This is a genomic window from Vibrio sp. Y2-5 (assembly GCF_014596725.1).
Taxonomy (GTDB): Bacteria; Pseudomonadota; Gammaproteobacteria; order Enterobacterales; family Vibrionaceae; genus Vibrio.
In genome coordinates, this window is record NZ_JACVEG010000001.1 from 677,430 (window position 1) to 703,710 (window position 26,281).

Annotated in this window: 25 protein-coding genes, 1 pseudogene and 1 riboswitch; of the genes and pseudogenes, 17 read left to right on the top strand and 9 right to left on the bottom strand. The window is 42.2% G+C overall.

What is annotated here, in order from left to right:
- Positions 1 to 31: 31 nt before the first annotated feature.
- The 10 genes from clpA (at position 32) to HUO09_RS03205 (ending at position 10,435) form a co-directional block, all read left to right on the top strand.
- Positions 32 to 2,299, top strand: coding sequence for an ATP-dependent Clp protease ATP-binding subunit ClpA (gene clpA, locus HUO09_RS03160; protein ID WP_167410464.1), 2,268 nt, complete (start codon positions 32 to 34; stop codon positions 2,297 to 2,299).
- 330 nt (positions 2,300 to 2,629) lie between these two features.
- A complete protein-coding gene (locus tag HUO09_RS03165) occupies positions 2,630 to 3,544 on the top strand; it encodes a dialkylrecorsinol condensing enzyme (RefSeq protein ID WP_188232947.1) in 915 nt (304 codons plus the stop codon).
- 1 nt (position 3,545) lies between these two features.
- Positions 3,546 to 4,694: a beta-ketoacyl-ACP synthase III gene (locus HUO09_RS03170; protein ID WP_188232948.1), complete on the top strand. Its 1,149-nt coding sequence runs from the start codon at positions 3,546 to 3,548 to the stop codon at positions 4,692 to 4,694.
- On the top strand, positions 4,694 to 5,119 hold the full coding sequence (locus HUO09_RS03175) for a hypothetical protein (protein WP_188232949.1): 426 nt from the start codon (positions 4,694 to 4,696) through the stop codon (positions 5,117 to 5,119). The genes HUO09_RS03170 and HUO09_RS03175 overlap by 1 nt, the downstream gene beginning before the upstream one ends.
- On the top strand, positions 5,112 to 6,110 hold the full coding sequence (locus tag HUO09_RS03180) for a BtrH N-terminal domain-containing protein (RefSeq protein WP_167410461.1): 999 nt from the start codon (positions 5,112 to 5,114) through the stop codon (positions 6,108 to 6,110). Before HUO09_RS03175 ends, HUO09_RS03180 begins: the two co-directional genes overlap by 8 nt.
- Positions 6,110 to 7,030, top strand: coding sequence for an ABC transporter ATP-binding protein (locus tag HUO09_RS03185; RefSeq protein ID WP_188232950.1), 921 nt, complete (start codon positions 6,110 to 6,112; stop codon positions 7,028 to 7,030). The genes HUO09_RS03180 and HUO09_RS03185 overlap by 1 nt, the downstream gene beginning before the upstream one ends.
- A complete protein-coding gene (locus HUO09_RS03190) occupies positions 7,023 to 8,183 on the top strand; it encodes an ABC transporter permease (protein ID WP_188232951.1) in 1,161 nt (386 codons plus the stop codon). Before HUO09_RS03185 ends, HUO09_RS03190 begins: the two co-directional genes overlap by 8 nt.
- Positions 8,180 to 8,449, top strand: coding sequence for an acyl carrier protein (locus HUO09_RS03195; protein ID WP_188232952.1), 270 nt, complete (start codon positions 8,180 to 8,182; stop codon positions 8,447 to 8,449). The genes HUO09_RS03190 and HUO09_RS03195 overlap by 4 nt, the downstream gene beginning before the upstream one ends.
- Before the next feature lie 4 nt (positions 8,450 to 8,453).
- A complete protein-coding gene (locus HUO09_RS03200; RefSeq protein WP_188232953.1) occupies positions 8,454 to 9,596 on the top strand; it encodes a beta-ketoacyl synthase N-terminal-like domain-containing protein in 1,143 nt (380 codons plus the stop codon).
- A complete protein-coding gene (locus HUO09_RS03205) occupies positions 9,593 to 10,435 on the top strand; it encodes a hypothetical protein (RefSeq protein WP_188232954.1) in 843 nt (280 codons plus the stop codon). The genes HUO09_RS03200 and HUO09_RS03205 overlap by 4 nt, the downstream gene beginning before the upstream one ends.
- Positions 10,436 to 10,600: 165 nt before the next feature.
- Here HUO09_RS03205 and infA read toward each other — a convergent pair whose 3' ends face one another.
- The 3 genes from infA to aat all read right to left on the bottom strand — a co-directional run bounded on the left by infA (position 10,601) and on the right by aat (position 12,342).
- Positions 10,601 to 10,819, bottom strand: coding sequence for a translation initiation factor IF-1 (gene infA, locus HUO09_RS03210; protein ID WP_001040192.1), 219 nt, complete (start codon positions 10,817 to 10,819; stop codon positions 10,601 to 10,603).
- A gap of 80 nt (positions 10,820 to 10,899) precedes the next feature.
- Positions 10,900 to 11,601, bottom strand: coding sequence for an arginyltransferase (locus HUO09_RS03215; protein ID WP_188232955.1), 702 nt, complete (start codon positions 11,599 to 11,601; stop codon positions 10,900 to 10,902).
- Between the two features lie 9 nt (positions 11,602 to 11,610).
- Entirely contained in the window at positions 11,611 to 12,342 is a 732-nt protein-coding gene (aat, locus tag HUO09_RS03220) for a leucyl/phenylalanyl-tRNA--protein transferase (protein WP_188232956.1), read from the bottom strand.
- Positions 12,343 to 12,371: 29 nt separating this feature from the next.
- Here aat and HUO09_RS03225 point away from each other — a divergent pair, with 29 nt between their 5' ends.
- The gene (locus HUO09_RS03225) at positions 12,372 to 12,827 is read left to right on the top strand and encodes a glycine zipper 2TM domain-containing protein (protein ID WP_167412706.1); all 456 of its coding nucleotides are present in this window, start codon (positions 12,372 to 12,374) and stop codon (positions 12,825 to 12,827) included.
- A gap of 135 nt (positions 12,828 to 12,962) precedes the next feature.
- The gene (gene aroA, locus HUO09_RS03230; protein WP_188232957.1) at positions 12,963 to 14,243 is read left to right on the top strand and encodes a 3-phosphoshikimate 1-carboxyvinyltransferase; all 1,281 of its coding nucleotides are present in this window, start codon (positions 12,963 to 12,965) and stop codon (positions 14,241 to 14,243) included.
- A 34-nt stretch (positions 14,244 to 14,277) separates the two neighbouring features.
- On the opposite strand, the gene HUO09_RS03235 is transcribed toward aroA, so the two are convergent.
- Positions 14,278 to 14,526, bottom strand: a complete 249-nt coding sequence (locus HUO09_RS03235) for a DUF2498 family protein (RefSeq protein ID WP_167412704.1) — start codon at positions 14,524 to 14,526, stop codon at positions 14,278 to 14,280.
- A 416-nt stretch (positions 14,527 to 14,942) separates the two neighbouring features.
- Here HUO09_RS03235 and topA point away from each other — a divergent pair, with 416 nt between their 5' ends.
- From topA to HUO09_RS03260, 5 genes and pseudogenes are all read left to right on the top strand, one after another.
- Complete coding sequence (gene topA / locus HUO09_RS03240) at positions 14,943 to 17,573, top strand: type I DNA topoisomerase (RefSeq protein WP_188232958.1); 2,631 nt, start codon at positions 14,943 to 14,945, stop codon at positions 17,571 to 17,573.
- 353 nt (positions 17,574 to 17,926) lie between these two features.
- Entirely contained in the window at positions 17,927 to 19,144 is a 1,218-nt protein-coding gene (gene glgC, locus HUO09_RS03245; protein ID WP_167412702.1) for a glucose-1-phosphate adenylyltransferase, read from the top strand.
- A gap of 97 nt (positions 19,145 to 19,241) precedes the next feature.
- Positions 19,242 to 19,704, top strand: a pseudogene (gene glgC, locus HUO09_RS03250) (glucose-1-phosphate adenylyltransferase); the annotation flags it as partial.
- Positions 19,694 to 21,160, top strand: a complete 1,467-nt coding sequence (gene glgA, locus HUO09_RS03255) for a glycogen synthase GlgA (RefSeq protein ID WP_188232959.1) — start codon at positions 19,694 to 19,696, stop codon at positions 21,158 to 21,160. The pseudogene glgC (HUO09_RS03250) and the gene glgA, both read left to right, overlap by 11 nt.
- Positions 21,161 to 21,308: 148 nt before the next feature.
- Positions 21,309 to 22,115, top strand: coding sequence for an alpha/beta fold hydrolase (locus tag HUO09_RS03260; RefSeq protein ID WP_167412700.1), 807 nt, complete (start codon positions 21,309 to 21,311; stop codon positions 22,113 to 22,115).
- On the opposite strand, the gene HUO09_RS03265 is transcribed toward HUO09_RS03260, so the two are convergent.
- From HUO09_RS03265 to torD, 5 genes are all read right to left on the bottom strand, one after another.
- The gene (locus HUO09_RS03265; protein WP_167412699.1) at positions 22,105 to 22,443 is read right to left on the bottom strand and encodes a DUF2007 domain-containing protein; all 339 of its coding nucleotides are present in this window, start codon (positions 22,441 to 22,443) and stop codon (positions 22,105 to 22,107) included. The genes HUO09_RS03260 and HUO09_RS03265 overlap by 11 nt on opposite strands.
- A 1-nt stretch (position 22,444) precedes the next feature.
- Positions 22,445 to 23,128 (bottom strand): TVP38/TMEM64 family protein, encoded by a 684-nt coding sequence (locus tag HUO09_RS03270; RefSeq protein ID WP_188232960.1) that lies wholly within the window; start codon positions 23,126 to 23,128, stop codon positions 22,445 to 22,447.
- Positions 23,129 to 23,309: 181 nt separating this feature from the next.
- Positions 23,310 to 23,897 carry a TfoX/Sxy family DNA transformation protein gene (locus HUO09_RS03275; RefSeq protein ID WP_167412697.1) on the bottom strand — a complete coding sequence of 196 codons (588 nt, stop codon included), beginning with the start codon at positions 23,895 to 23,897 and terminating at the stop codon, positions 23,310 to 23,312.
- Between the two features lie 113 nt (positions 23,898 to 24,010).
- Positions 24,011 to 24,108: riboswitch (cyclic di-GMP riboswitch) on the bottom strand.
- Between the two features lie 176 nt (positions 24,109 to 24,284).
- Positions 24,285 to 25,292: an HTH-type transcriptional repressor PurR gene (purR, locus tag HUO09_RS03280; RefSeq protein ID WP_167412696.1), complete on the bottom strand. Its 1,008-nt coding sequence runs from the start codon at positions 25,290 to 25,292 to the stop codon at positions 24,285 to 24,287.
- A 280-nt stretch (positions 25,293 to 25,572) separates the two neighbouring features.
- Positions 25,573 to 26,220 carry a molecular chaperone TorD gene (gene torD, locus HUO09_RS03285; RefSeq protein WP_188232961.1) on the bottom strand — a complete coding sequence of 216 codons (648 nt, stop codon included), beginning with the start codon at positions 26,218 to 26,220 and terminating at the stop codon, positions 25,573 to 25,575.
- Positions 26,221 to 26,281: the final 61 nt, after the last annotated feature.

Here is a 26,281-nt window from a genome sequence, read left to right on the forward strand (position 1 = left end):
TGCAGACGTGGTTGTTCTTTAAGGAGGCCTTATGCTTAACAAAGAACTAGAGTCGAGTCTAAATGGCGCGTTCGCTCGAGCGCGGGACAAAAGACATGAATTCATGACCGTCGAGCACCTCCTACTAGCATTGTTAGAGAACGATGCGGCGAAGGAAGCATTATTGGCCTGCCAGGCAGATATAGATGTTTTGCGTCGAGAGCTTGACGTATTTATTGATCAGACAACACCTCTTATCCCAGATAACGATGAAACACGCGAAACTCAGCCAACGCTCAGTTTCCAACGTGTATTACAACGTGCAGTGTTCCACGTTCAGTCATCTGGTCGCAGTGAAGTCACTGGTGCAAACGTTCTGGTCGCTATTTTTAGCGAACAGGAATCTCATGCAGCTTATCTATTGAAAAAGAACGATATTAGTCGATTGGATATCGTTAACTACATTTCGCATGGCATAACCAAAGCATCCAGTTCAAGCGAAGATCCATCTTCTGATTCTTTTGGTACGGAGAGTTCCGACGAATCTCCAGCTGATGAAAGACTAGAAAGCTTTGCAACAAACTTGAATCAGTTAGCTGGACAAGGCCAAATCGACCCTCTAATAGGTCGTGATAAAGAACTCGAGCGTACGATTCAAGTGCTATGCCGTCGTCGCAAGAATAACCCATTGTTGGTTGGTGAGGCAGGTGTAGGTAAAACCGCTATTGCTGAAGGCTTAGCGTGGAGAATTGTCGAAGGGCAAGTACCGGAAGTCATTCAAGATAGTGTCATCTACTCACTGGATATTGGCTCATTGCTTGCGGGTACCAAATACCGTGGTGACTTTGAGAAACGTTTCAAAACGATTCTTAAACAGCTTGAGAAAGAGAAAGATGCAATCCTCTTTATAGACGAAATTCATACCATCATTGGCGCTGGTGCTGCATCTGGTGGTCAAGTTGACGCTGCGAATCTAATTAAACCTCTACTAAGTAGCGGTAAGTTGCGTTGTATTGGTTCAACTACCTATCAAGAGTACAGCAACATTTTTGAGAAAGAGCGTGCGCTTTCTCGTCGATTCCAAAAAATTGACGTTGTAGAACCATCACTGGATGACACAACCAAAATATTGATGGGATTAAAGCCTAAATACGAAGCTCACCATGATGTGCGTTACACCAATAAAGCACTTCGCGCTGCGGTTGAATTGTCAGCGAAATACATCAATGAGCGTCACTTACCAGACAAAGCTATTGATGTTATCGATGAAGCTGGTGCGCGTGTTCGTCTAATGCCAGTGAGTCGTCGCAAGAAAACCGTCGGTGTGGCTGAGATTGAGTCTATGGTTGCAAAAATGGCTCGCATCCCAGAGAAGTCTGTTTCTTCTTCGGACAAAGACATTCTGAAAAATCTTGATAAGAAAATGAAGATGCTGGTGTTTGGACAAGATGATGCGATAGATGTGTTAACCGAATCCATCAAACTAACTCGTGCTGGTTTGGGGGCAGATAACCGTCCTGTCGGTTCATTCTTGTTTGCTGGCCCTACGGGCGTAGGTAAAACAGAAGTAACGGTTCAACTCTCTAAACTGTTGGGTATTGAACTACTTCGGTTTGATATGTCTGAGTACGGTGAACGTCACTCTGTAAGCCGTTTGATCGGTGCTCCTCCGGGTTATGTTGGTTATGACCAAGGCGGCTTGTTAACGGATGCAGTGATTAAGAACCCACACGCTGTGGTGCTTTTAGACGAAATTGAAAAAGCACACCCAGATATCTTTAACTTGCTATTACAAGTAATGGATAACGGTACGCTAACAGACAACAACGGTCGCAAAGCGGATTTCCGTAACATCATCCTAGTGATGACAACCAACGCTGGTGTGGCTGAAACAGTGAAGAAATCGATAGGTTTGATTCAGCAGGATCACAGCCATGATGCGATGTCTGAAATAAAGAAAGTGTTCACGCCAGAATTCCGTAACCGTCTAGACCATACTATTTGGTTTAACAGTTTGGATGAAAGTGTGATTCACCAAGTGGTTGATAAGTTCATCGTCGAGCTACAAGTTCAATTGGATGCTCGTGGCGTTTCTCTTGAAGTTTCAGAAGACGCTCGTCACTGGTTAGCTCTGAAAGGCTATGACCGTGAAATGGGTGCTCGCCCAATGGGACGAGTGATTCAAGAACAATTGAAGAAACCATTGGCTAATGAGCTGCTATTTGGTGCATTGGTTGATGGCGGTACGGTGAAAGTGGCTCTGAAAGATGATCATCTTGTCTTTGAGTACTTAGGTGCCAAAGAAGAAGTGCTGCACTGAGAACCTAACATCATATAGCATCAGTCAAAGAGCAAATCTTTAAAATGTAATACCCGTCAGATTAAGTAATCTGACGGGTATTTTTGATCTTGTAACTAATATGAGATTTTCTAATAACAATTTATCCGTTTCCGTGTATTAAAAATAAGCTGGTTTTTGTGAAGTAAATCTAAAAATAGCGCGTTGATTTTATGTCTGTGAATACTGTATCTAAAACTTTAGTTTTGGATAAAATATTCACATTTTATAAATTAGTGGTAATCTTGCATCAATATGCACATATAGATTTTCTATTTAATTTTACTGCTAGTTATCAACCTAAGCCTTTATATGAAAAAAGTTCTAGTTATTTCTTACTCTCAAAGTGGCCAGCTTTCTAAGTTTGTTGAATCATCAACAAAACCTCTTTGCCAAAGTGATGATATACATGTTGATTATCACATTTTGGAGCCAGTGAAACCTTACCCATATCCATGGTCTTTTTACCCTTTTTTTGATGCGTTTCCAGAAGCAGTTTATATGAATGGATGTGAGTTAAAAGCCGCTTCAAATTTAGCTGATGAGTATGATTTAGTTATTATCGCGTATACAGTCTGGTTTCTGGCACCTGCTATTCCAATTACTGGTTTTTTAAAAACAGAGCAGGCTAAAAAGCTATTAAAAGACAAACCCGTTGTTACTCTTATTGCTTGTCGTGATATGTGGGTTATGGCTCAAGAGAAAATGAAATCTCTAATAGCCGAATGCGGTGGGCATTTGATTGATAACGCGGTATTAACCGATCAAAGTGGCACTATTTACTCATTTGTCACTACGCCTCGTTGGTTGCTAACCGGTAAAAAAGATCCTTTTTGGATATTTCCGGCGGCCGGTGTCAGCGAACAAGATATTAAAGAAAGTGCTCGATTTGGCGAACGCTTAGCATCGGCATTAGCGCAGGATTTGGAAAAAGAGAAGAAACCGCTATTGACCAATTTGAATGCCGTTAAAGTTAACGGTAAGTTAGTTAGCTCCGAAAAAATAGCGACCCGCTCGTTTATGATTTGGGGAAAACTAATTCAATTATCAGGAAAGCCGGGTGCTTTATCCCGTAAAGTTATCATTACTGTCTATGTGATGTTTTTAGTTGCAATGATTCTCACTTTGGTACCCATTAACTTACTTGCTAAGAAGCTTATTTCACCCTTGATGAAAGATTCGATTGATAAAAGTATTAAATACTATGAAAAACCCTCCGGACGATAAAATGAATAAAAAAGTATATATAAACGATGTCCAAGCTTTTTTGCCGAATGAAGCGGTAAGCAACAAGCAGATAGAAAGCGTTTTAGGACAAGTTGGCGATCGTCCATCAAGAGCTAAAAATCTTATATTACGTTCCAATCAAATTAAGCAGCGATATTATGCGATTGATCCTGAGACAGGAAATACAACACATACGAATGCACAATTAACCGCAGAAGCAATCAAACGGCTTAACTCAGAAATTTTTAATATCAAAGATATAGAGCTTCTTGCTTGTGGAACAACTATCGCCGATCAACTACTGCCAAATCACGCGTTAATGGTGCATGGCGAACTTAACATCCCTAGCTGTGAAGTGGTTGCATTGGCGGGAATCTGCTTAGCAGGAACAATGTCACTAAAGTATGGCTATATGTCTATATTAAGTGGTCAAAGCAACAATGCAGTTGTAACCGGTTCCGAAAATGCTTCTGCTATGATGAGAGCGAGTCAATTTGAAGCGGAAGTATCAAGTAAGGTAGAAGAGCTAGAACGTCAGCCAGAAATCGCGTTTGAAAAAGACTTTTTGCGCTGGATGCTAAGTGATGGAGCAGGAGCTGCACTTCTTAGCGATCATAAAAATGACCATGGTATTTCGCTTGAAATAGAGTGGATTGAGCAGAAGTCCTACGCGAACGAGCTAGATGCTTGTATGTATGCGGGTGCTGAAAAATTAGAAGATGGCCGTTTACAAGGGTGGAGAGAATACTCTGCTCAGTCGTGGTTAGACAAATCAATATTTTCTGTAAAACAAGACGTAAAACAACTAAATGAAAATATTGTGGAATATACGGTGACACGACCGCTCAGAGATCTTGTTGCTAGCGGCAAAGTGAATCCTGATGAAGTCACTTACTTCCTTCCTCATTACTCTTCGGGATATTTCCGCGATCGATTATATCAAGGCATGTTAGAGGCTAATTGCGATATCCCACAAGATCGCTGGTTTACAAACTTATCAACCAAAGGGAATACCGGCTCTGCGTCTATCTATATTATTTTGGAAGAGCTGTTCCATTCAGAGCGGTTAAAAGTGGGTGACACATTGTTGTGTTACGTACCAGAAAGTGGGCGTTTTTCTACGGCCTTTATGCAGCTTAAGGTGGTGTAATGGAAGCGAATAAGGTACCTCAAGACCACTCTTCTACTTACGCTAACAACGCTAAAGCTTTGTATGCGACCAGTGAGTCTGGTGAATATAGTGTTGTGAAATCGTCGGGCTGGGAAGCTGAAGAGCTGGTGACCAAACAAGCTCTCAATGAATTTGAGCGTCAGGCTATTGCAGCTTATAAACGGGTCGAAAGTGGAGACAGATCTCCCTTGTATTACCATATGTATGCTCAACGCATGGATATCACAGTCTTGGCACAGTCTGTCGGTTGGTTCCAGTGGCGAGTTAAACGTCATATGAAACCTACAGTTTTTGCCAAGCTTTCAATAAAAAAGTTGAATGCATACAGTGATGCGCTTGGGATCAGCGTTGAACAATTATCCACCTTGCCAGAGCTCAATGTTGAGGAAAACGATCATGAGTAGTAACGGTTTTTCCCACAAACACTATGCACACTGTGAAAGTGGAGTTATGTCATCGATACTGACTCATCATGGTTTGCCTTTGTCTGAGCCAATGGTATTTGGCTTGTCCAGTGCTCTTACCTTTGCTTACCTTCCGTTTGTGAAGTTAAGCGGAATGCCTTTAATCGCTTATCGTTCTATGCCTAAATCAATCATCAAAGGCGTGCAAAAAGCATTAGGGGTGAAGATGAAAGTTGAGACATTTTCTAAACCCGCTCAAGGCACAGAAAGGCTCGATTCGTTGTTGGCTGACGGAAAAATCGTTGGTGCGCAAACCTCTGTATTTTGGCTTCCATATTTCCCGGAGGAGATGCGGTTCCATTTTAATGCTCATAATCTCGTTGTTGTTGGCAAAGAAGATAGTACCTATACCATTAGCGATCCGGTGTTCGAACATCTGGTTTCTTCCGATGAAAGTGCATTGCAAAAGGCCCGCTTTGTGAAGGGAGTTATGGCGCCTAAAGGTGCATTGTATTATCCGACCTATGTCCCTTCATCGGTTGATTTTCCTGTGATCATCGAAAAGAGTATCAAAAAAACCGCTAAATCGATGTTGAAAACTCCGGTACCTATTGCGGGACTTAAGGGGATGTATTTTCTGGCCAAACATATCCGAGCACTAGAAAATAAAGATGATCACTACGCTAAATTATTTTTGGGTCATATCATCCGCATGCAGGAAGAAATTGGTACGGGCGGGGCAGGTTTCCGATATATCTACGCGTCATTTCTACAAGAATCTGCGGCACTTATTAATAATCAAGCTTTGGAAAATGCATCAAAAGATATGACGATGATTGGTGATGAATGGCGAGAGTTTGCGTTATTGATTGCTAAAGCAATCCGTCCCAAAAATAAACAAGCGATTGATTATTCGATGATTGCATCCAAATTAGAATCCATTGCTGGTCAAGAACAACAGCTTTATCAATCACTTCTGAGAGCCTTTTAATGATCCAAATCGAGGCACTAACCAAGTCATACAATGAAGTTAAAGCGTTAGACAAATTATCACTAGTTATTCCTTCCAACTGTATCTTTGGTTTACTCGGGCCGAACGGGGCAGGGAAAAGCACGCTTATGTCTATCTTGAATGGTTTACTCGCTTATGATGCGGGTAGCGTAACTTTCTTCGGGATGCCTTTGACGCAAAACCTGAAGGAAATTCGCGAGCGTTGTTCGTTGATACCTCAAAGTCTCGCCTTTTATGAACATTTAACGGTGAAAGAGAATTTGAATTTTTTTGCGGGTATTCAGGGAATTAAAGGTGAACGTTTTCATCAAAACTTTGAATATGCCATTGAAACAAACCGTTTATCTTCAATGCTGGCGCGAAAGGCATCAACGTTGTCTGGTGGACAAAAACGTCGGCTTAACATCGCTATTGGCTTGTTGAACAATCCTGACATCCTGTTTTTTGACGAACCAACAGTTGGTATCGACCCTGAGTCACGTAATGAGATTTTGGACGGTATTAAAGCTTACGCCAATGACAATAAAACGATTGTCTATACCTCTCATTACATGCCTGAAATTGAAAAGATTTGCGATGAAGTTGCGATCATTAACGCAGGGAAAATAATCAAACAGGGAACCATCGATGAGATGGTTAACAATCATGAGGCGCAACAAGTTGTTGTTGAACTCTATCCTCAAACTCAATCTGTTGATGGTTTATTTGAAACGCAGTCGCTGGTGCAAGTGATCAATAACGAAACTTTGTTGCTCAATACCACTGAGGCTTCAGTGATTGCTCAGGTGCTTAACGTGCTGGAAGCAAATCGACTTAAAGTAAAAAACATTCGTTATGGAACAACAACCTTAGAATCGATGTTTATCCAGTTGACGTCTAAGGAGCGCAGCGATGTTTAGAGCGATGCTGACCAAAGAGTTCTTGCTGATAGGTCGTGATAAACATGCATTAGCGGCACTGTTTATTATGCCAGCAGTGTTTATTCTGATCATGTCTATCGCCTTAAAAGATGTCATGAATGACGATAAATCGCTAATGAGTTATATCGTGGTAGACAGAGACCAAAGTCATGCGAGTCAAACATTAGTAACGGAATTAGCAGAAACGCCATCTTTCTCACAACTGGAGTTCAGTGGAGAGTCTTACCTCACCCCTGAAGAGGAAGGGGTTCAGTTTATAGTTGATATACCTGAAGGCTTTGAAAGCGACTTATCGAAAATAACGTTGACGGTTGCCGCCGATACTTCGCCATCATTGCTAAGTATTTTTAAAAGTCAGATGTCGCTGATTGTGATGAAAAATCAGTTAGACACCATGAATTCAGCTATTCAAAAGCAGTTTGGTTCCCGTGGCGGGCAAGAAGCTAAGTCGTTTAACGATGATTTTATTGAAGTAAATTATGCCAAGTTTGCACAAAATGAAAAACCGACCTCAACACAGCAAAGTGTACCTTCTTGGATAGTCTTCGGTTTATTTTTCGTCATCATTCCGATGTCCACCATCTTTATCAATGAGAAAAAGCAAAACACATTAAGACGGCTTCTGACGATGAATGTCAGTATTCTTAATTTATTTGCTGGGAAAATCCTTCCCTATATGCTGATTAATCAAGTTCAGGTATGGCTAATGATTGGGGTAGGCATGTTCGTCGTTCCTTATTTCGGTGCGGCACCGTTGACGATTTCCGGTTCTGTTTTTGGATTGATGCTGGTCTCTTTAGCGTTAAGTATCTCTGCTATTGGCCTGTCTATTTTAATTGCGACTTCGGTAGATAGTGTGGAACAAGCAACAACCATAGGTGGGATAATTAATATTCTCCTAGGTGCTATCGGCGGCGTAATGGTGCCAAAAGTCGTGATGCCAGAATCTATGCAGACATTGAGTAACCTATCTCCGATGTCATGGGGGCTTGAGGGCTTCCTAGATATATTTTTGCGTAGCGGTGGAGTACAAGACATTATTCCAGAAGCTATCGCTTTGACTCTGTTTGGTTTTATATCTCTTAGCCTTGCGGCTGTTATATTTACATTTAAAAAAAGGAAAGAAGCATGAGAGGCTCTTTAGATAATGAATTCAAATTAAAACTAAAGACAATGATTCTTGAAGAGTGCGATCGTGATGATGTTGATGCAGATGATCTCTCTGACGACGTCATACTGTTTTCTCCGGAGAGTGAACTTGAGTTTGATTCCGTTGATGGATTGCAGATCTCGATGCTCCTACAGCGACACTTTAACTTGCGTTTAGTGGACCCGAAAGAGTTCCGCCGTGTGGTCACGACGATCAATCATCTTGCCGACCATCTGCAACCGGAATAGTTTCATGATCACTATTTTAGCGGGAGAAGTTCTCAGTGCTTTGGGCGACAAACAACAGCAAGTAGAAGCGTTACAGAAAGGTGAGTTTTTCGTTCAGAGTAAAACCCTACAGGTATTCGATCAGCAACAAACGATTCCTTACTATTCGATACGTAATGAAGGAAAGTTCGATGCGTTGTTCGACCCTGTTCCATATTTGACAGCATTAATCGATTTGATTTTCGAACAGTGTTCAATTGAGCCTAGTCAGCGTTCACGGTGTGGCTTGTTTGTTGGCTGTGCTGCTAATGATTTATCTTTGTCTGTTCCTCTTGGTGAGAGCATCAAGCAGCAAGAAATACTCTCCATTGCAAAACAGAGAGTTGGAAATGGGCGATATGCAGAACGGCTAAGTGAGCATTTGGGGTTGAATGACTTTAGCCTTACTTACAATACAGCCTGTACTTCAAGTTCAAATGCGATTTTAGACGCCGCTACTATGCTTGAGAGTCAGATATTGGATTACGCGTTAGTCGTTGGGATTGAAACCTTTGCAGATCACTCAGCAGAGGGGTTTGTCTCTATGCAACTTTTGGCGACTGAAAGTTGTAAGCCGTTTGATTTGACTAGGGATGGTTTGATACTGGGCGAGTCATTAAGTGTGATTCTCATGAGTCGTAGCGATATTAAGCCATCTCCTTGGCATTTTCTTGGCGGGGATGGCCGTTGTGAAACTCACAGTGTCACAGGTGTGAATCCCGATGGCTCTGGCGTGGCGAAAGTGATTCAACAAGCTTTGGATAATGCAGGTATTTCTTCTCAGGATATTCGAGCTATTAAGGCGCACGGCACAGCGAGTCATTTGAGCGATTTAGCCGAGATTAATGGTATTAGGTCAGTGTTTAAGGCAGCCCCTCCGTTTTTCTCTCTGAAGCCCTATATAGGCCATACTTTAGGAAGCTGTGGAACGAGCGAATTAGTATTGATGATGAATGCCATTGATCAAGGTTTTATTCCACAAACGCCCAACTTTGCAACTATTGACCCTGAAATGAGCTTATCTCCTACTCAGGAGCCGATTTCATGTGAACAAGGTATCTTTTTGATCAATTGTTTTGGTTTTGGCGGCAATAACAATGTTTTTGTGATTGAAAAGCAGGAGGCATGATGTATATCCACCAAGTCTCTTCATTTTATGTTCATCGGGATCCTTCTGTTGATATCAAGCAAGAATGCAAGAAAGTTGCGTCGAGTTATATTCGTAGAACGGACCGATTTATTCAACTGGGAATATTGGGTGTCTCAGGTATAAAGGATATATCTTCGGATACCGCTCTTTATCTGGTTTCAGGGCAGGGTGACTTGTCAGTATTTTGCCGTTTATGTGAGCAGCGATATATTGAAAAAACACCACCAAAGCCAGTGGATTTTATTAACTCACTAAGCAACACCGCAGGTTTTTACATTAGCAAATATCTCGGTTTAGACAGCTCTAATCTGAATTTATCGCATCAAAGTTTTGTGGTTGAGAATGCATTGCGACTTTCCAGCGCCAAATTAAGCCTGAAGCGAGAATCCCAGATTTTATTCGGTGGAATCGATGAGCGAGCCAGCGAAACAAGTTCTCCTCATCGCTACTTAGATTTAAATGATGACGTGGCGATTGGCGAAGGTTCGAATTGGTTGCTCCTGAGCCAAGAGCAAAACAATGCATTAGCTCAAGTTGTGCATGTATCAGAGATGATGGATTACGATGGTTTTACAAGGTATTTAGATTCGATAGAAGAAGATTGCTATGTTGTGATGAGTGACAGAATGAATGACATATCTCGCGCGAAGGTAATGGGGTGCGAATGTCTTGAATTGTTTGATGTAGCTTGCGACTTTTATGAAACGAATGTGCTCTATGCTATAAATCGATTTGTTGAAACTAGGTCAGGTAAACTGCAATTTATCAATTGCTTAGATGGAAAGTATTGTGTCACGGTGATAAATACAGAAATTTAGTTGTAAAGAATCAATAGTGAAATGAAAGGGAAGCATTTGCTTCCCTTTTTAGTGTTTTACGCATCAAATCTTTCGACTATTTAAACATGCGCTTTTAATTCTTTGGAACAGCAACAAAAAACGGAGCCCTAAGCTCCGCTTTTTGTTATATTCGAAAATCAGAGATTAACGAGCACGGAAGACGATGCGGCCTTTTGATAGGTCGTATGGAGTCATCTCAACAGTAACTTTGTCACCCGTTAGAATACGAATGTAGTTTTTACGCATTTTACCAGAGATGTGAGCCGTTACTACGTGACCGTTTTCAAGCTCAACACGGAACATTGTGTTTGGAAGAGTATCAAGGACAGTACCTTGCATCTCAATTACGTCTTCTTTAGCCATTTAATCCTCTTTAGAAATGTGGCGCAAATCAACGGCCTATCGTGCCGATGATTGTTAAACAAGTTAAGTTGGGGCGTATTCTACCCTTGCCAACGCTGATTTACTAGCCTTTGATGGCGTTGGAAGCGCACTTTATAGTTCATAGCGGGGCATTCGTCGATTTGATAGCCTAAGTAAAGCCACTGTTTATGGGTGTTTCTGCAATATTCAAGCTGAATTAAGACAGCCAGAGTACCAATTGAAAGTGGGGATGCTGGGTCAAAAAAAGTATAAAACGCACTCGCGCTATTGGGCAGAATATCCGTCACTGCAACCGCAATAAGCTGATTCTCTTCATAGATATGAAGAAACTGGGTGTTTAGCCATTGGGAATTGGCGAATTTATCAAATTCATCTTTCTGTGGTGGGTACATGGTGCCATCACGATGACGTGCCTTAATGTACTTAGCGTAGAGAGAAAACCAGTTCTCATCTAACTTGGGTTTGAGTTCCCAAGTTAGATGCTGTTTTATCTTGTTGATTAAGCGTTTCTGACTTCTCGAAGGGGTAAAGCCAGGAACGGAAACACGCAAAGCGTGGCAGGCGCTACACGTATCGCAGTGCGGTTTGTAAATCGTATCGCCACTTCGGCGAAAACCATTGGCGAGGAGAATTTCATAGTTTTCATCAGACTGCATACTGCTATCGAGTGCGACAGCAACACGTTCCATGCGGTCTTTGAGATAACTGCATGGGTGATTGTTTGTCAGGCCAATTCTAATTTGGTGTATATCAGAACTCACGCTTTACTCCTAAACAGACTCAGATTCATCTGCAATGCCAATACTGAGCCACTGGCGTTTGAAACACGCTTCTTTTATTGTTTTGTCCCTAAAAGATAGCAATGAATGTATAAATTCGTCACGTGGCAATTCAAATGCGCCTAATGAAGCGAGATGTGGGTTCATTACTTGGCAGTCAATGAGCTGTCCGCCGTATTTTGCAAAGTGACGACAGAAATACCACAAGGCAATTTTCGAAGCATTGGTTTGCGTACTGAACATAGATTCACCGCAAAAAATCTGCCCCATCTGAATACCGTATAAACCACCGATAAGCTTTTCGTTCTGCCATACTTCAACAGAGTGGCATTTACCTAGATCCGCCAGTTCACCATAGGCTTCGCGCATTTCGGTATGAATCCATGTCTGCTCGGGCGAGCGAGTGGCCGCGCACATTTCAATAACTTTCTTGGTTGCGTGGTTGATGCTGACCAAATATTGCTGCTTGCGCTGAAATTTTTTCACACTTTTGGCCGCTTTGAATGTCTTAGGATCAAACACTGCTCGCGGAGAGGGGCTCCACCATAAAATGGGCTCACCGGGTCCATACCAAGGGAAAATGCCATTTCTGTAGGCGTTATAAATTCGATTTGGATTGAGATCTCCACCAAAAGCGAGCAAGCCGTTAGGGTCTTCTAGTGCTTCATAGGGAGAAGGGAAGCCGTAATCATTAGCAGACAGCTCTGGAAGATAAATCGTCATCGAAACCCCAGGGTTGATTAGGAGAGAAAATGAAAAAGTGGATTTGGATCATATTGATTTTTCCGTTGTTTGCCAATGCTGGTTATCAACGTAACCAAGCCAGAGCCGTAAACGAAGTCGTTTTTGGAACGATAGAAAGCGTACGCTATATTTCTCAACAAGAGGTTGTTCAGTCTAAAGCAAATGGCTGGGAAACTTTGCTTGGCGCTGTGGTTGGTGGTGTGATTGGCAATCAATTTGGTGATGGTCATGGACGCGAGGTCGCCACGGCAGTCGGTGCTATTGCAGGAGGAAGTATCGCGCATAAGAATGCGAATCGAACCTACAGCATTGAATATCGTTTAGTGGAACTTTTGATAGAAACGAAAGACGGAAAATGGATTGATATTATCCAAGATGTCGACCCCCAAATGCTGTTCAGCAAAGAAGATAGAGTGCGAATTTTATACTTTGATGATGGCGTCCGTGTGGACAAAGAAATGTGATGACTAAAAATTCACGACGACTAGAGATTTAGGCTAGTTTTCATGGTTGAATTTCGTTAGTCTGCCAGTACGAAGAATTTTACATCGCTCCAGATAAAAAGAGATATGAGAGCGGTGCAAGGAAACACAGCATTAATGGAAAGCCTTACGTTACAACCCATTCAAAAAATCAGTGGGGAAGTGAATCTCCCAGGTTCGAAAAGTGTATCAAACCGCGCCTTGTTACTCGCAGCTTTGGCTAAAGGAACAACGCGACTCACGAATTTGCTCGACAGTGACGATATTCGCCATATGTTGAACGCACTCACCAAACTTGGTGTTCAATATCAATTATCTGACGATAAAACAGTGTGTGAAGTTGAAGGTCTGGGTAAGCCGTTTACCGCAGATCAGGCTCAAGAACTGTTTTTGGGTAACGCGGGTACAGCAATGCGCCCGCTTGCGGCAGCATTGTGTTTAGGCTCGGGTGACTATGTTCTGACTGGCGAACCTCGTATGAAGGAACGCCCAATTGGTCACTTAGTGGATGCCCTGCGTCAAGCAGGTGCGGATATTGAATATCTGGAAAATGAAAACTTTCCGCCACTACGCATCAAAGGCACTGGTTTAGAATCCGGAACGGTAGAAATTGATGGTTCAATTTCAAGCCAGTTTTTGACCGCATTCTTGATGTCTGCTCCGCTTGCGAAAGGCGATATCACGATCAAAATTATTGGTGAATTGGTTTCTAAACCTTATATCGACATCACCCTTAATATCATGCAGCAGTTTGGCGTTCAGGTTGAAAACCATGATTACCAAGAGTTTGTTGTTCGTGCTGGTCAAAGCTACGTATCACCGGGTAACTTTTTGGTTGAGGGTGATGCCTCTTCTGCCTCTTACTTCCTTGCTGCTGCGGCAATTAAAGGTGGTGAGATTAAAGTGACGGGTATTGGGAAAAACAGTATTCAAGGGGATATTCAATTTGCTGATGCGCTTGAGAAAATGGGCGCAGAAATTGAGTGGGGCGATGACTATGTGATTGCACGTCGCGGTGAGTTAAACGCAGTTGATCTTGATTTCAACCATATTCCAGATGCAGCGATGACTATCGCTACAACCGCGCTTTTTGCCAAAGGCACTACAGCAATTCGTAACGTGTACAACTGGCGAGTGAAAGAGACTGACCGCCTTACAGCTATGGCGACAGAGCTACGTAAAGTGGGGGCAGAAGTGGAAGAGGGAGAGGACTACATCATTATCACTCCTCCAGCTAAGCTCACTCACGCTGCCATTGACACTTATGACGATCACCGCATGGCAATGTGTTTCTCACTCGTTGCGTTAAGTGACACGCCAGTGACGATTAATGACCCTAAATGTACATCAAAAACTTTCCCAGATTATTTTGAGAAATTTGCAAGTTTGAGTCATTAATTGATTGAAATAAAAGCCTCATTTGAGGCTTTTATTATTTTTCGACACTGAACTCTTTTGACAGTTGATGAGCTAGGTATTTGAACATATTAAATACCACTGTCGTTTTTTCGGTTGGTAAGCCGTTTTCGTCTAGAAAGTAGTTACCTTTGAATACCAGAACATCGTCTTTTTCTTCAACACTGTCCGCTCTTAAACCTTCGAAGTACTGCTCGTGGTCTTGAATTAATTGGTTCGCAATAAGCAGCAGTTCAAATTCACTGACTGTTTTTTTGTCATTCATTAATGTGTTACCTCATAAAACGAAATCTGAAACTGAATTGATTGGGTAATTAAATTGCCATAAGCAGGTGTTGTCAATTCAGCATACTATTTGAGTAATTATGTGGAAGTGTAATGTGACTGGCAGTCAATTCCATGATCAAAAACAGAAATGGTAGGATTTGTGAAATGGCAACTTTTGTGATTTGCTCCATATTTAATGGGTTTATAGTCGCGTCTCGGAATAAGCCATTCTAGTATGTGCGGGTTTTTGAACGTAGAAGCACAATTCGTCGATTTGTCGAGCAAACAAAGAGGATTTTAAAAAAACAAGTTGATCTTCTTGTTGTTCGGCTCGATAGTAAAAAAAGAAGCAACCTTGTAGAGCGCCGTTTGATTGAGCGTTTTCATAGTGATTAAGGGCATTTGAGTCAAATTATGGGTAAATCACTCGTTATAGTGGAATCACCAGCCAAGGCGAAAACAATTAATAAATACCTTGGTAAAGACTTCATTGTTAAGTCTAGTGTCGGTCATGTCCGCGATCTACCAACTGCAGGTCAAAGCACTGCAACAACAGCTGCCAAAAAAGCTGCTGCGGTATCAAAAAATTTAAGCGTAGAAGAAAAAGCTCGTCTAAAAAAAGAGAAAGAGCGTAGCTCCCTAATCAAAAAAATGGGTATCGACCCTTATCATGGTTGGGAAGCGAATTACCAAATTCTGCCGGGTAAAGAAAAAGTTGTAGCAGAGTTACAGAAGCTGGCGAAAGATGCTGACCACGTCTATCTCGCAACCGATTTGGACCGCGAGGGAGAGGCTATCGCTTGGCACCTTCGTGAGATCATCGGTGGCGATGAAGAGCGATACAAACGTGTAGTGTTTAACGAAATTACTAAGAATGCTATCCAACAAGCCTTCCAAAAACCGGGAGACTTGAACATGGATGGCGTTAACGCGCAGCAAGCACGTCGTTTTATGGACCGTGTCGTGGGCTTTATGGTTTCCCCTCTATTGTGGAAAAAAGTCGCTCGTGGCTTGTCTGCGGGGCGCGTGCAATCAGTAGCGGTAAAACTGCTGGTAGAGCGTGAGCGTGCGATTAAAGCATTTATCCCTGAAGAGTTTTGGGATATTCACGCCGATACCACTACGCCGGCTAAAGAAGCGTTTCGTCTTCAAGTCGCGCAGAAAAACGGCGAAGCCTTCAGACCAACAAACGAAACTGACGCTATGGCGTCTGTGGCTACATTACAAAAAGCCGCTTACGAAGTTTGCAAACGTGAAGATCGCCCAACCAGCAGTAAAGCAAGCGCGCCGTTCATTACATCGACACTGCAACAAGCAGCGAGTACACGCTTAGGCTACGGTGTTAAAAAGACCATGATGTTAGCTCAGCGTCTTTATGAGGCAGGTTACATCACTTATATGCGTACTGACTCAACCAATTTGAGTTCAGAGGCTGTAGATGCGGTTCGCGAATATATTAACTCTGAGTTTGGTGCTGATTATTTACCTGCGAAAGCGAAAGTTTACGGTAGCAAAGAGGGTGCTCAAGAGGCGCACGAAGCGATTCGTCCTTCAAGTGTGGATGTGAAAGCTGAAGACCTTGATGGTATGGAAGCGGACGCTCATAAACTTTATGCACTGATTTGGAACCAGTTTGTTGCTTGTCAAATGACAGATGCCAAATACGATTCAACCACAGTTAGTGTTAAAGCTGCTGAATACACGTTGAAAGCAAAAGGTCGTATTCTGAAATTCGATGGCTGGACTCGCGTTCAACGCCCATTGGGTAAAAATGAAGACCAAATTCTTCCAGCGGTTAAAGTCGGCGATAAGCTTTCACTTGAGAAGTTGGACCCAAGACAGCAATTTACTAAACCGCCAGCTCGTTATACCGAAGCTGCATTGGTTAAAGAACTTGAGAAACGTGGTATTGGTCGTCCTTCGACTTACGCTTCAATCATCTCAACCATTCAAGACCGTGGTTATGTAAAAGTTGACCAGCGTCGTTTCTATGCTGAGAAAATGGGTGAAATCGTCACTGACCGTCTAGACGAAAGTTTCGATGATCTTATGAACTACGACTTCACTGCACGTATGGAAGAGAAGTTGGACCAAATCGCCGTTGGCGAAACCAGTTGGAAAGAAGTTCTAGATAGCTTCTTTAACGATTTCAGCACCGATTTGGAAAAAGCAGAGCAAGATGAAGAACATGGCGGTATGAAACCAAATCATATCGTAGAAACCAGTATTCTTTGTCCTACTTGTTCACGCCCGATGGGTATCCGTACTGCATCAACAGGTGTGTTCCTAGGCTGTTCTGGTTATGCCTTGCCACCAAAAGAGCGTTGTAAAACAACGATCAACCTTGGTGACGAAGAAGGCATTATCAACGTATTAGAAGAAGACGTAGAAACCGCGGCTCTTCGTGCGAAGAAACGTTGCCCAATTTGTGAAACGGCAATGGATGCATATCTGATTGACGATAAGCGTAAGTTACACGTTTGTGGTAATAACCCGAACTGTGATGGTTACATCGTCGAACAAGGTGAGTTCAAGGTTAAAGGTTACGACGGCCCTGTTGTTGAGTGTGATAAATGTGGCTCAGACATGGTGCTAAAAAATGGCCGCTTCGGTAAGTACATGGGTTGTACTAACGAGGAGTGTAAAAACACTCGTAAGATTCTACGTAATGGTGAAGTCGCTCCACCAAAAGAAGACCCTGTGCATTTCCCAGAACTACCATGTGAAAACTCAGATGCGTATTTTGTTCTGCGTGACGGTGCTTCTGGACTGTTCTTTGCTGCAAGTAACTTCCCTAAATCTCGAGAAACTCGTGCGCCATTAGTTGAAGAGCTGGCTAAGTATCAGGAACGTCTCCCAGAGAAATTCCATTACCTAGCAACAGCACCAGCAAAAGATCCAGATGGTCGTCCGGCTGTAGTTCGTTTTAGTCGCAAGAGTAAAGAACACTATGTCCGTACCGAGAATGATGGTAAGCCATCAGGCTGGACTGCGCTTTACATTGATGGCAAGTGGGAAGTAACAGATAAGCGTAAAAAAGCTTAATTGATGTTCTCGAAAGAAAACCAAAAGGGTAGCTCATAGCTACCCTTTTTGCGTTCTTGGATTTGTTTTTTCAATTTGCGCGACTCGCTAACGAGTTATTGTCTGGTTAGTGTAATTAAAATAACCGAACTTGTGCTGGAACTCATAATTTAGAATATTACCCATAACTAATGAATGACTATGTCATCTTTTACATACTTTCTACTGCTATAAACTACTCAGCAGATATGTAACTTATTGCTTTTCTTGTCAGTTATTTGAAAAAACATGGAGCAGTCTGCAACGCTACCTTGCCCCCCCCCCCCAATTAAAAACACAAGGTAGACGTAAATATAATAAATGGAGAGTTATATATGTTTGGTGTATTAGGAATGATATTGGCTGGAGGCGAGGGATCTCGTTTGATGCCATTAACCGAAACGCGTTCAAAACCCTCAGTGCCTTTCGGTGGCAGCTACCGGTTGATTGATTTTGCTCTAAATAATTTTGTGAATGCTGACTTAATGAGAATTTATGTATTAACTCAGTTTAAGTCGCAATCTCTTAATATACACATGAAGAAAGGTTGGAACGTCTCTGGTATTACAAATCGTTTTATCGACATTATCCCAGCGCAAATGCGGGATGGTAAACGTTGGTATGAAGGGACAGCAGATGCCATTTATCAAAATATTGTGTTTGTTGAACAATCGGGTGCTGCAGATGTTTGTATTTTTGGCTCTGACCACGTTTACAAAATGGATGTGCGTCAAATGCTTGATTACCATCTTAAAAAACAAGCAAAGCTGACGGTAGCGGCTTTGCGTATGCCAAGGTCAGAAGCTTCAAAATTTGGCGTTATTGAGGTGGATGAAGAAGGGAAGATGATTGGGTTTGAGGAAAAGCCTGATAATCCTAAACCAATTCCGGGAGATCCAGACTGGAGTTTAGTTTCTATGGGAAACTACATTTTTAAGTCAACGGTTCTCTGTGATGAGTTGAGAGAAGATGCGGTGAATCCTGATTCAAGCCATGATTTTGGCAAAGACATCATCCCCAAGATGTTTTCTCAAGGTGGCGTTTATGTGTATGATTTTTCTCAAAACAAAATAAAAGGTGAGATAGAAACGACCTATTGGCGCGATGTAGGTACGATAGAATCCTATTGGTCGGCCCATATGGATCTGCTATCTAAGAATCCTCCGTTCTCTTTGTACAACCGTAGTTGGCCCTTACATACGTATTATCCACCACTGCCTCCTGCGACTTTTGTCGATTCTGGTGAACGTAAGGTCAAAATTACAGACAGCTTAATTTCCGGCGGCAGTTATATCCAAGGTTCAACCATTTACAAGTCAGTTTTGGGGTTCAGAAGCAATATTGCGGCTGGTTCTATGATTAGTGAATCCGTTATCTTAGGTGACGTAAAAATAGGGGCAGGGTGTTCAATTAAGCGTACCATTATCGACAAGCATGTCGAAATCGCCCCCGGTACTGTCATTGGTGAAAACTTAGAATTGGATAGACAACGGTTCCACGTATCTGATGAAGGAATAGTGGTCATTGCCAAAGGGATGAAAGTGGGATTCTAATTAACTTGTGGTAATGGCTATAAAGGGAAGCGTAATGCTTCCCTTTATTAATTTAAACTTAAGGCTATGATTTTTATAAATTAATAGCGAGATGCAAAAGGCTTATTGGCGGGGTGTTGGAGCAATAGGCCCCTATTGGGATGCCGAGATGGAACTCTTGTCTAAGAACCCACCGTTCTCTTTGTACAGTCGAATTTGGCTATTGCATAGCCATGATCCACCGTTATTACTTACAACTTTTGTTGATTCTGGTGAGCGTAAGGTTAAAATCAAAGACAGTTTGATTTCAGGTGATAGTTATATCCAAGGATCAACGATTTACAAATCTGTTTTGGGATTTAGAAGCAATATTGCAACTGGCTCTTTGATTAGTGAATCTGTTATCTTGGGTGATGTGAAAGTAGGAGCGGGCTGCTCGATTCGCGAACCATCATCGACAAACAGGTTGAAATCGCCCCGTCACTATCATTGGTGAAAATTTAGAATTGAACCGACAACGATTCCATGTATCTGACGACGGAATCGACGTCATAGAAGAAGGAACGAAAGTTGGATTCTAGCAAGGAACAACTCAATGTGTGGTTTACCGTTTCGGAAGTTCAAGGACTAGTAAAAAGTGGAGGTTTGGCTGACGTTGCCAAGGCTCTGCCAAAAGCCTTACAGGAACTCGGTCATCAAGTCGCCATTGTTTTACCAGGCTACCGCACGGTACCAGACAAAAATTCATCGCCAGTGATTCTCGAAACAGAACTCACTCATTGGCCTCATATTCGTTATCAGGTGCGCCAAATAGAACTAGAAGGCGTGCCAATTTATCTTGTTGATTGCGATGCTTACTTTGACCGTCCTGAAATGTACGCAGAGAACAATCAAGCCTATCATGACAACGGGGAACGCTTTGGTTTCTTCTCCTCCGCTTGCTTGGATGTTTTGCCTAAGTTAGGAATTAAGCCTGATATCATTCATGCCAATGACTGGCATACGGGTTTAGTGCCTTTCCTCTTGAAAACTCGTTTCAAGAGTGACCCATATTTTGCGGATGTGAAAAGCGTCATTACCATCCATAACGCAATGTTTAAAGGCGTATTCTCTCATCATCAATTGGAAGTAATTCCAGAGCTCAACCTCTCTGGGATGGAGTTTCTAGAATATGGTCACGACCATATTAGTATGCTCAGAGCAGGTATTGCATTTGCCGACAAAGTAAATGCGGTAAGCCCGAATTACGCGTCAGAACTTCTTACTCCTCTTGGCTCTCATGGTTTGGTTGATGACTTTGTGCGTCGTGCCCGTGATTTACATGGCATCGTTAACGGCTGTGATTATAGCGAGTGGAACCCTCAAACTGACACATATTTGCCTGAAGTATATTCAGACGATGCTGAGTCATTGAAGAAAGGGAAAGCTGCAAGCAAGAAAGTATTGCAAGAAGAGTTGCAGCTACCGCAACGCGATGTCCCAATGTTTGGGATGGTGTGTCGACTGACTCACCAGAAAGGTTTCCATTACATTCTTCCTATTTTGGAGAAGTTTCTGCACAACGATGTGCAGTTGGTTATTGTGGGAACGGGAGAGCCAGAAGTGGCTGCTCAGCTACATAAAATAGCAAGCATTTATCCTACACAGTTTGCGTTTGTTGAGGCATACAGCAACCGATTTGCACACCTAGTCGAAGCTGGCTCTGATTTCTTCTTGATGCCTTCTGAATTTGAAGCGTGTGGGTTAAACCAAATCTACAGCATGGCATATGGCACTCTGCCTATTGTACGAGAAGTTGGTGGTCTCAAAGATACGGTATTAGATTATGACAAATACCCGAATGAGGCGACGGGATTTGGATTCCTCGAGCCATCGCCAGAAGCTTTACTGATCACTATGCAACGTGCACTACTGTTTTATCTACAGCACCCAGATTTGCTGTTAGAAGTTCAGCAGCGGGCAATGAGGCGTGACTTTAGCTGGCGAGAATCTGCGTTAGAATATGTAAAAATGTATCACTACGCGATTTTTGACTAGAGATTCAATTCAATAAAAACAGAGCCTTAGTGCTCTGTTTTTGATCTGGTTGGCGTTGAAAGACATTTTTTAACAACTCCAATCACTCTGAAAGGCAAGTCTGTGCTAATCTCTGTGTCATCTTTTTGGCTTCAATTAAGTGGTATCAATGCCCCAAAGCATGCTTTTTCATAAAACTTACAATCATCCAACAAGTCAGGAATGGGTGGTATTTGTTCATGGTGCAGGAGGCAGCTCAGCTATTTGGTTTAAGCAAATTAAAGCGTATAAACAGCACTTCAACTTGTTGTTTGTTGATTTGCGTGGACATGGTAAATCACCTCAACTCATCAAGGATCTGATCAGTAATAAGTACACGTTTAAGTCAGTAACATTAGATGTGCTACGAGTGCTCGATCATCTTAAGATTCAGTCCGCACATTTTGTCGGAATGTCATTGGGCACCATTATTGTTCGTAATCTTGCTGAGCTTGCTACGGAGCGAGTCAGTTCTATGGTCTTGGGTGGTGCGGTTACCCGTTTAGACGTGCGTTCTCAAATATTGGTTAAGCTTGGGCATATGAGTAAAAACTTTGTGCCGTACATGTGGCTCTATCGTTTATTTGCTTACATTGTTATGCCTCAGCGTAGTCAGAAGCAATCACGAAACTTATTTGTTAGAGAAGCAAAGAAACTGTGCCAGAAAGAGTTCAAGCGTTGGTTTACGCTTACCGCGGAAATTAACCCAATGATGCGTTGTTTCCGTGACAGAGAGTTGCCGATTCCAACATTGTATTTGATGGGAGAGCGCGACTATATGTTTATTCAGCCAGTTAAAGATATGGTTGAATTACATGAGAAGAGTGAACTTTGGGAAATTCCGAATTGCGGTCATGTATGCAATATTGAGCAGCCTGAAGTGTTTAACCAAGTTTCTATCGATTTCATCAACAAACAGTTAACCATTAAAGCTTAATCGCTTCCTCAACGTCCTCAACGTCCTCAGCGCCGCAGTTCCAACATAACCCGAACTGCGGCTCATTGTATTCTCCACAGTGTTCACAACACCATTCAGGCTCATTTCCCTCTATGGGTTGCAGGTAGTCATGGACAATGGCTTCTGACTGCTTGATGAAATTCAGGTTCAGTAACCAGACATAGGGTGAGGACGACTCATCAAATGGGATTTCCCCTCGGACGCTAAAAAGGGTTTCGCCTCTTACTTCGCAAGGAATGTTTTGTTGACGTAATAATCCGCACACGATATGTGCTTCAGCTGGATGCTGAGCGATGAATATTTTCATTTTACTCGTTGGTGACGGCTCTCTTTTGAAGTTTAGACAGTAACCATTTAGCAACGAAAGGGAATACACCCAATAAAGCGAATGAGAGCAGAACCGTTGGTGAGACGATCCCCGCTAGCGTTTTTATATCGGCCAACTGTGTGCCCGCGTTAAGGTAAACAGCGGTTCCCGGTAACATACCTAACTGACTTACCAAATAGTAACGAAGGGTGGAAATGGGTGTTAGTCCCATTAAAAGATTGATGAGAAAAAAAGGGAACACGGGAATGAGTCTTAGTGTAAAGAGATAAAAAGCACCGTCTTTTTTTACTCCCGCATTGATCGCTTTAAGTTTGTCGCTAAAGCGTTGTTGAACCCAATTTCTAAGTAAATAGCGGCTGCTGAGAAAAGCGAGCGTTGCGCCTATGGTACTTGCAAAGGACACTAGAGCAAGACTAAACCAAAAGCCAAACAGAGCTGCTCCCAATAGAGTGACAACCGCTGCGCCGGGAATGGAAAAGGCTGTAATAACCACATAGGCAACAAAATATATCAGTGCGGAGTAGAAAAGGTTTTGCTCAATGTAGTGAGAAAGACTTGCTTGCTGTGCTTTTGCATTTTCAAGAGTCAGATATTGGCTAAACTCAACACCCAAAAAAACAACCACAGTAACTAAAACTAATCCCAGTATCAGTTTACGACTCATCAAATACTCCAAAACAGTCGGACAATCATCATTATTTATATTTCTACTATCTATGGTTGATTAGAAAGGCAAAGTCGAACTTTAATTTCACTTTGGGTTCAACTTTTCTTAAAACAGAAAGCTTCAGAAAAACAAAAAGCACTCCAAAAGAGTGCTTTTATACATTAGGTAGTTTTTAGATTTATAACTTCTGCATGAGCTCGTCGCGACGAGATTGAGGAATCACCGACCAGTGTTTACCTTCAATTGCGCCTTCTAATGCCCACAGCAACTCTAAACCAACCGTTGTCGTTTGAGTTTCTTGCACCGCTCTAAACGCAGCGACTGCTCCTCTCTGTTGCAGCATGTCAACAGAATCGATGCCAGCTTTTTTCAGCATACGTTCAGTTGCTAAACGCATGTTGGGGAGATCTTTCAGACGATCGGGTTTAGCTTTTGCTTGAGCTTCTCGTTCTTGCTTTGCGGCTTCTAAAGCTTGTTTCGCTTGTTCAATAATCTGCTCCGGGGTTTCCCAAGCATTTTCAGGTAAAGCGAAGTATTTTGTGACAACAGGGAACCCACGTTTTTTATAAACGTATGGCTCATACCCTTGTTGTTGGAAGTTCTTTGAGGAGTGATCATCCGCGCGAATGTGTAGGCGGTCATTAACCACCAGAGCAAACATCGCGTCGTCGATGAAAATGCCGAACCCTCCAAACATTGAACGTGATTTCACACATCCAAGCTGCTCGAAAAGCCGCATTGAGTCTTTTAGTACTGGTTTATCCATGCTGTTAATCTCGGTGTATTTACTAATACGCCACCAAATTCAGGTCCGAGAGAATAGCAAAAGAATACATAGAGTATGTCAATCAATGGTCAACTCATGTATATCTTTTTGCCATCGGCAACCCCGCTACCTACCACTAATGAATAAACATTTTTGGTTTAGGCCGGAGGCTTTGCGTCCCACCTTTTCAGATGGTTTGCCCTGTGCGTGACATTACTTACAAAATAATAATCAAAAATTTGAATAAGCATCACACTTATCTGCACTAAATGTGATTTTAGTTCAAAAAATTAACTTTATGTTTGCTGTTTTTATTGCTAAGGAAAATTTTGTGAGAGATGTCTCTAAAGCCCTAGAGAGTTCTAGGGCTCAATTGAGAGTAACTTATTATTTTGTTAGATCTTTTACTGTATCGCGTTCAACGATTTCTGGATGCATTTCAAAGATACGGCGTTCGTGTTCTTTATCTTTAATACGCTCTAGCAGGATCTCGAAGGCGTTTTTACCCACACGACGCTTCGGCTGGTGGATAGTTGTCAGTGGTGGAGAGAAGTACTCAGCCAACTCAATGTTGTCGTATCCAATGACTGAAATATCGTCAGGTACTCGAACCCCTTTTTGCTGCAGACGTGACATTAGCCCAAGTGCCATTGTGTCATTGAAGCAGAATACTGCAGTTGGCATTTTGTCCATCGCAATGATCTTATCCGCTGCTAGAACGGCAGTGTCACACTCAAAGTTACCTTCTAGAATCCAGTTGTCATTCACAACTAAATTTGCTTCTTCCATTGCGCGACGGAACCCTGCGATACGTTCCTGACAAGCCAGTTTGTTCAAGTGACCGCTAAGACAAGCGATGTCTTTGTGGCCTCTGTCGATAAGGTACTTAGTGGCTAAGTAACCACCCAGTTCAGAGTTGTCTATAATCTTGTCGGCTTTAGACGCTTCAGGGCCCCAATCCATAATAACTTTTGGTATGTCAGCATGTGATTCAAGCATTTCTGACAGTTCTTGAGTTAAGTCAGAGCACATCACCAGAATGCCATCAACACGTTTTTCCGCCAGCATGCGGATGTAGTCTCTTTGCTTCTCGTAAATGCCACCAGTGTTACACAGAATGAGCGTGTAACCTTGGCGATAACAGTAGCTTTCTACACCATCAATAACTTCAGAGAAGAACAAGTTGGTAGATTGAGTCACCAACATACCAATAGTGCGTGTAGTGTTACATTTCAAGCTACGTGCTACTGCACTAGGTGCGTAGTTTAGCTCTTTTACTGCTTCAAGAACTTTCTCTTGAGTTGCTTCAGCAACAAAGCGAGTCTTATTTATTACGTGTGATACGGTTGTGGTTGATACGCCAGCTAAGCGAGCAACATCTTTAATCGTAGCCATAGATTTGTCCTGTTTTGACTGCTGATTTTAGCTAAATTTTATTAGGTCAAACAAACCTGATTACTGGCCATATTCAGCAGCGGCGAAGTTGAAAAGCTTCTTGCCTAAAGTCACTAAAACACAAAAACCGCTTTGAAACAGCGGTTTGCGTTTTAAATAATGATTCATCATATTTTGCTGTTGAGTTTAAACCGCAAACGGTTAGCTCGCAACGTCAAATCATATGCGTAAACTTAACTGCAGTCACAATTCATTGCCTAAGTTGAGACACTGATGAGAATCAGTTGCCAGTAAGGTAATGCAGGTCCAGTTCTAAAAAAGCGACCAATAATACGGATATTGATGAATAAAACCCTAGTTTATCGACGCTTGAGCAATGAAAAGAAAATTCTGGTACCCAGCTCAGCAAATGATTACGGATATATTGCGCTTGGAACTGAAGTGCTTTCTCCATATGGGGTTCTTTTTCTAACTCGTTCGAACGGATAATTAGATGACCAAGAAAATCCAATTCGATAGAAAGATGGTCATAGGACTCATCTGACTGCTTTTGTACGTGAACCCCGTTTTGTTCCATGAGCAGAGCAATTGCTTGCTCCGGGGTTTCGTCAACACACTTAGATTTATCAAAATAGAGCGATGCATAGGGGAGTGCAGAGTTTTCATCACACTTGGAAAATAGATGATAAAAGCTGTTGGCTATTTGAACTTGGGCATCTTGTTGTTTGAGGAGCCGGTTGAGAACTGAAATGAACTTTTGGCTAGCATCAGCCAAATGTGCATTCTCTCCAAGTCCTGCTAGGAAGTTATGAATTTCTGGAGAGTCATAACGGGCCACTTCTTGCTCGGTCAGTTCATTGGCAAACAGACCTGAAAGCCACCAGTAAATTTCAGCACGTTTTTCATTGAATGCTTTAATTTCTTTCATCGTTTAGCTCCGGTTCAGCCTTTTTATAAGTCTAAGCAATAATTGAGCTTTATATGAAATT

Coding starts and splice junctions, on each gene's coding strand:
- clpA (WP_167410464.1), top strand. CDS start 32: ATGCTTAACAAAGAACTAGAGTCGAGTCTAAATGGCGCGTTCGCTCGA.
- HUO09_RS03165 (WP_188232947.1), top strand. CDS start 2,630: ATGAAAAAAGTTCTAGTTATTTCTTACTCTCAAAGTGGCCAGCTTTCT.
- HUO09_RS03170 (WP_188232948.1), top strand. CDS start 3,546: ATGAATAAAAAAGTATATATAAACGATGTCCAAGCTTTTTTGCCGAAT.
- HUO09_RS03175 (WP_188232949.1), top strand. CDS start 4,694: ATGGAAGCGAATAAGGTACCTCAAGACCACTCTTCTACTTACGCTAAC.
- HUO09_RS03180 (WP_167410461.1), top strand. CDS start 5,112: ATGAGTAGTAACGGTTTTTCCCACAAACACTATGCACACTGTGAAAGT.
- HUO09_RS03185 (WP_188232950.1), top strand. CDS start 6,110: ATGATCCAAATCGAGGCACTAACCAAGTCATACAATGAAGTTAAAGCG.
- HUO09_RS03190 (WP_188232951.1), top strand. CDS start 7,023: ATGTTTAGAGCGATGCTGACCAAAGAGTTCTTGCTGATAGGTCGTGAT.
- HUO09_RS03195 (WP_188232952.1), top strand. CDS start 8,180: ATGAGAGGCTCTTTAGATAATGAATTCAAATTAAAACTAAAGACAATG.
- HUO09_RS03200 (WP_188232953.1), top strand. CDS start 8,454: ATGATCACTATTTTAGCGGGAGAAGTTCTCAGTGCTTTGGGCGACAAA.
- HUO09_RS03205 (WP_188232954.1), top strand. CDS start 9,593: ATGATGTATATCCACCAAGTCTCTTCATTTTATGTTCATCGGGATCCT.
- infA (WP_001040192.1), bottom strand. CDS start 10,819: ATGGCTAAAGAAGACGTAATTGAGATGCAAGGTACTGTCCTTGATACT.
- aat (WP_188232956.1), bottom strand. CDS start 12,342: ATGACGATTTATCTTCCAGAGCTGTCTGCTAATGATTACGGCTTCCCT.
- HUO09_RS03225 (WP_167412706.1), top strand. CDS start 12,372: ATGAAAAAGTGGATTTGGATCATATTGATTTTTCCGTTGTTTGCCAAT.
- aroA (WP_188232957.1), top strand. CDS start 12,963: ATGGAAAGCCTTACGTTACAACCCATTCAAAAAATCAGTGGGGAAGTG.
- HUO09_RS03235 (WP_167412704.1), bottom strand. CDS start 14,526: ATGAATGACAAAAAAACAGTCAGTGAATTTGAACTGCTGCTTATTGCG.
- topA (WP_188232958.1), top strand. CDS start 14,943: ATGGGTAAATCACTCGTTATAGTGGAATCACCAGCCAAGGCGAAAACA.
- glgC (WP_167412702.1), top strand. CDS start 17,927: ATGTTTGGTGTATTAGGAATGATATTGGCTGGAGGCGAGGGATCTCGT.
- HUO09_RS03260 (WP_167412700.1), top strand. CDS start 21,309: ATGCCCCAAAGCATGCTTTTTCATAAAACTTACAATCATCCAACAAGT.
- HUO09_RS03265 (WP_167412699.1), bottom strand. CDS start 22,443: ATGAAAATATTCATCGCTCAGCATCCAGCTGAAGCACATATCGTGTGC.
- HUO09_RS03270 (WP_188232960.1), bottom strand. CDS start 23,128: ATGAGTCGTAAACTGATACTGGGATTAGTTTTAGTTACTGTGGTTGTT.
- HUO09_RS03275 (WP_167412697.1), bottom strand. CDS start 23,897: ATGGATAAACCAGTACTAAAAGACTCAATGCGGCTTTTCGAGCAGCTT.
- purR (WP_167412696.1), bottom strand. CDS start 25,292: ATGGCTACGATTAAAGATGTTGCTCGCTTAGCTGGCGTATCAACCACA.
- torD (WP_188232961.1), bottom strand. CDS start 26,220: ATGAAAGAAATTAAAGCATTCAATGAAAAACGTGCTGAAATTTACTGG.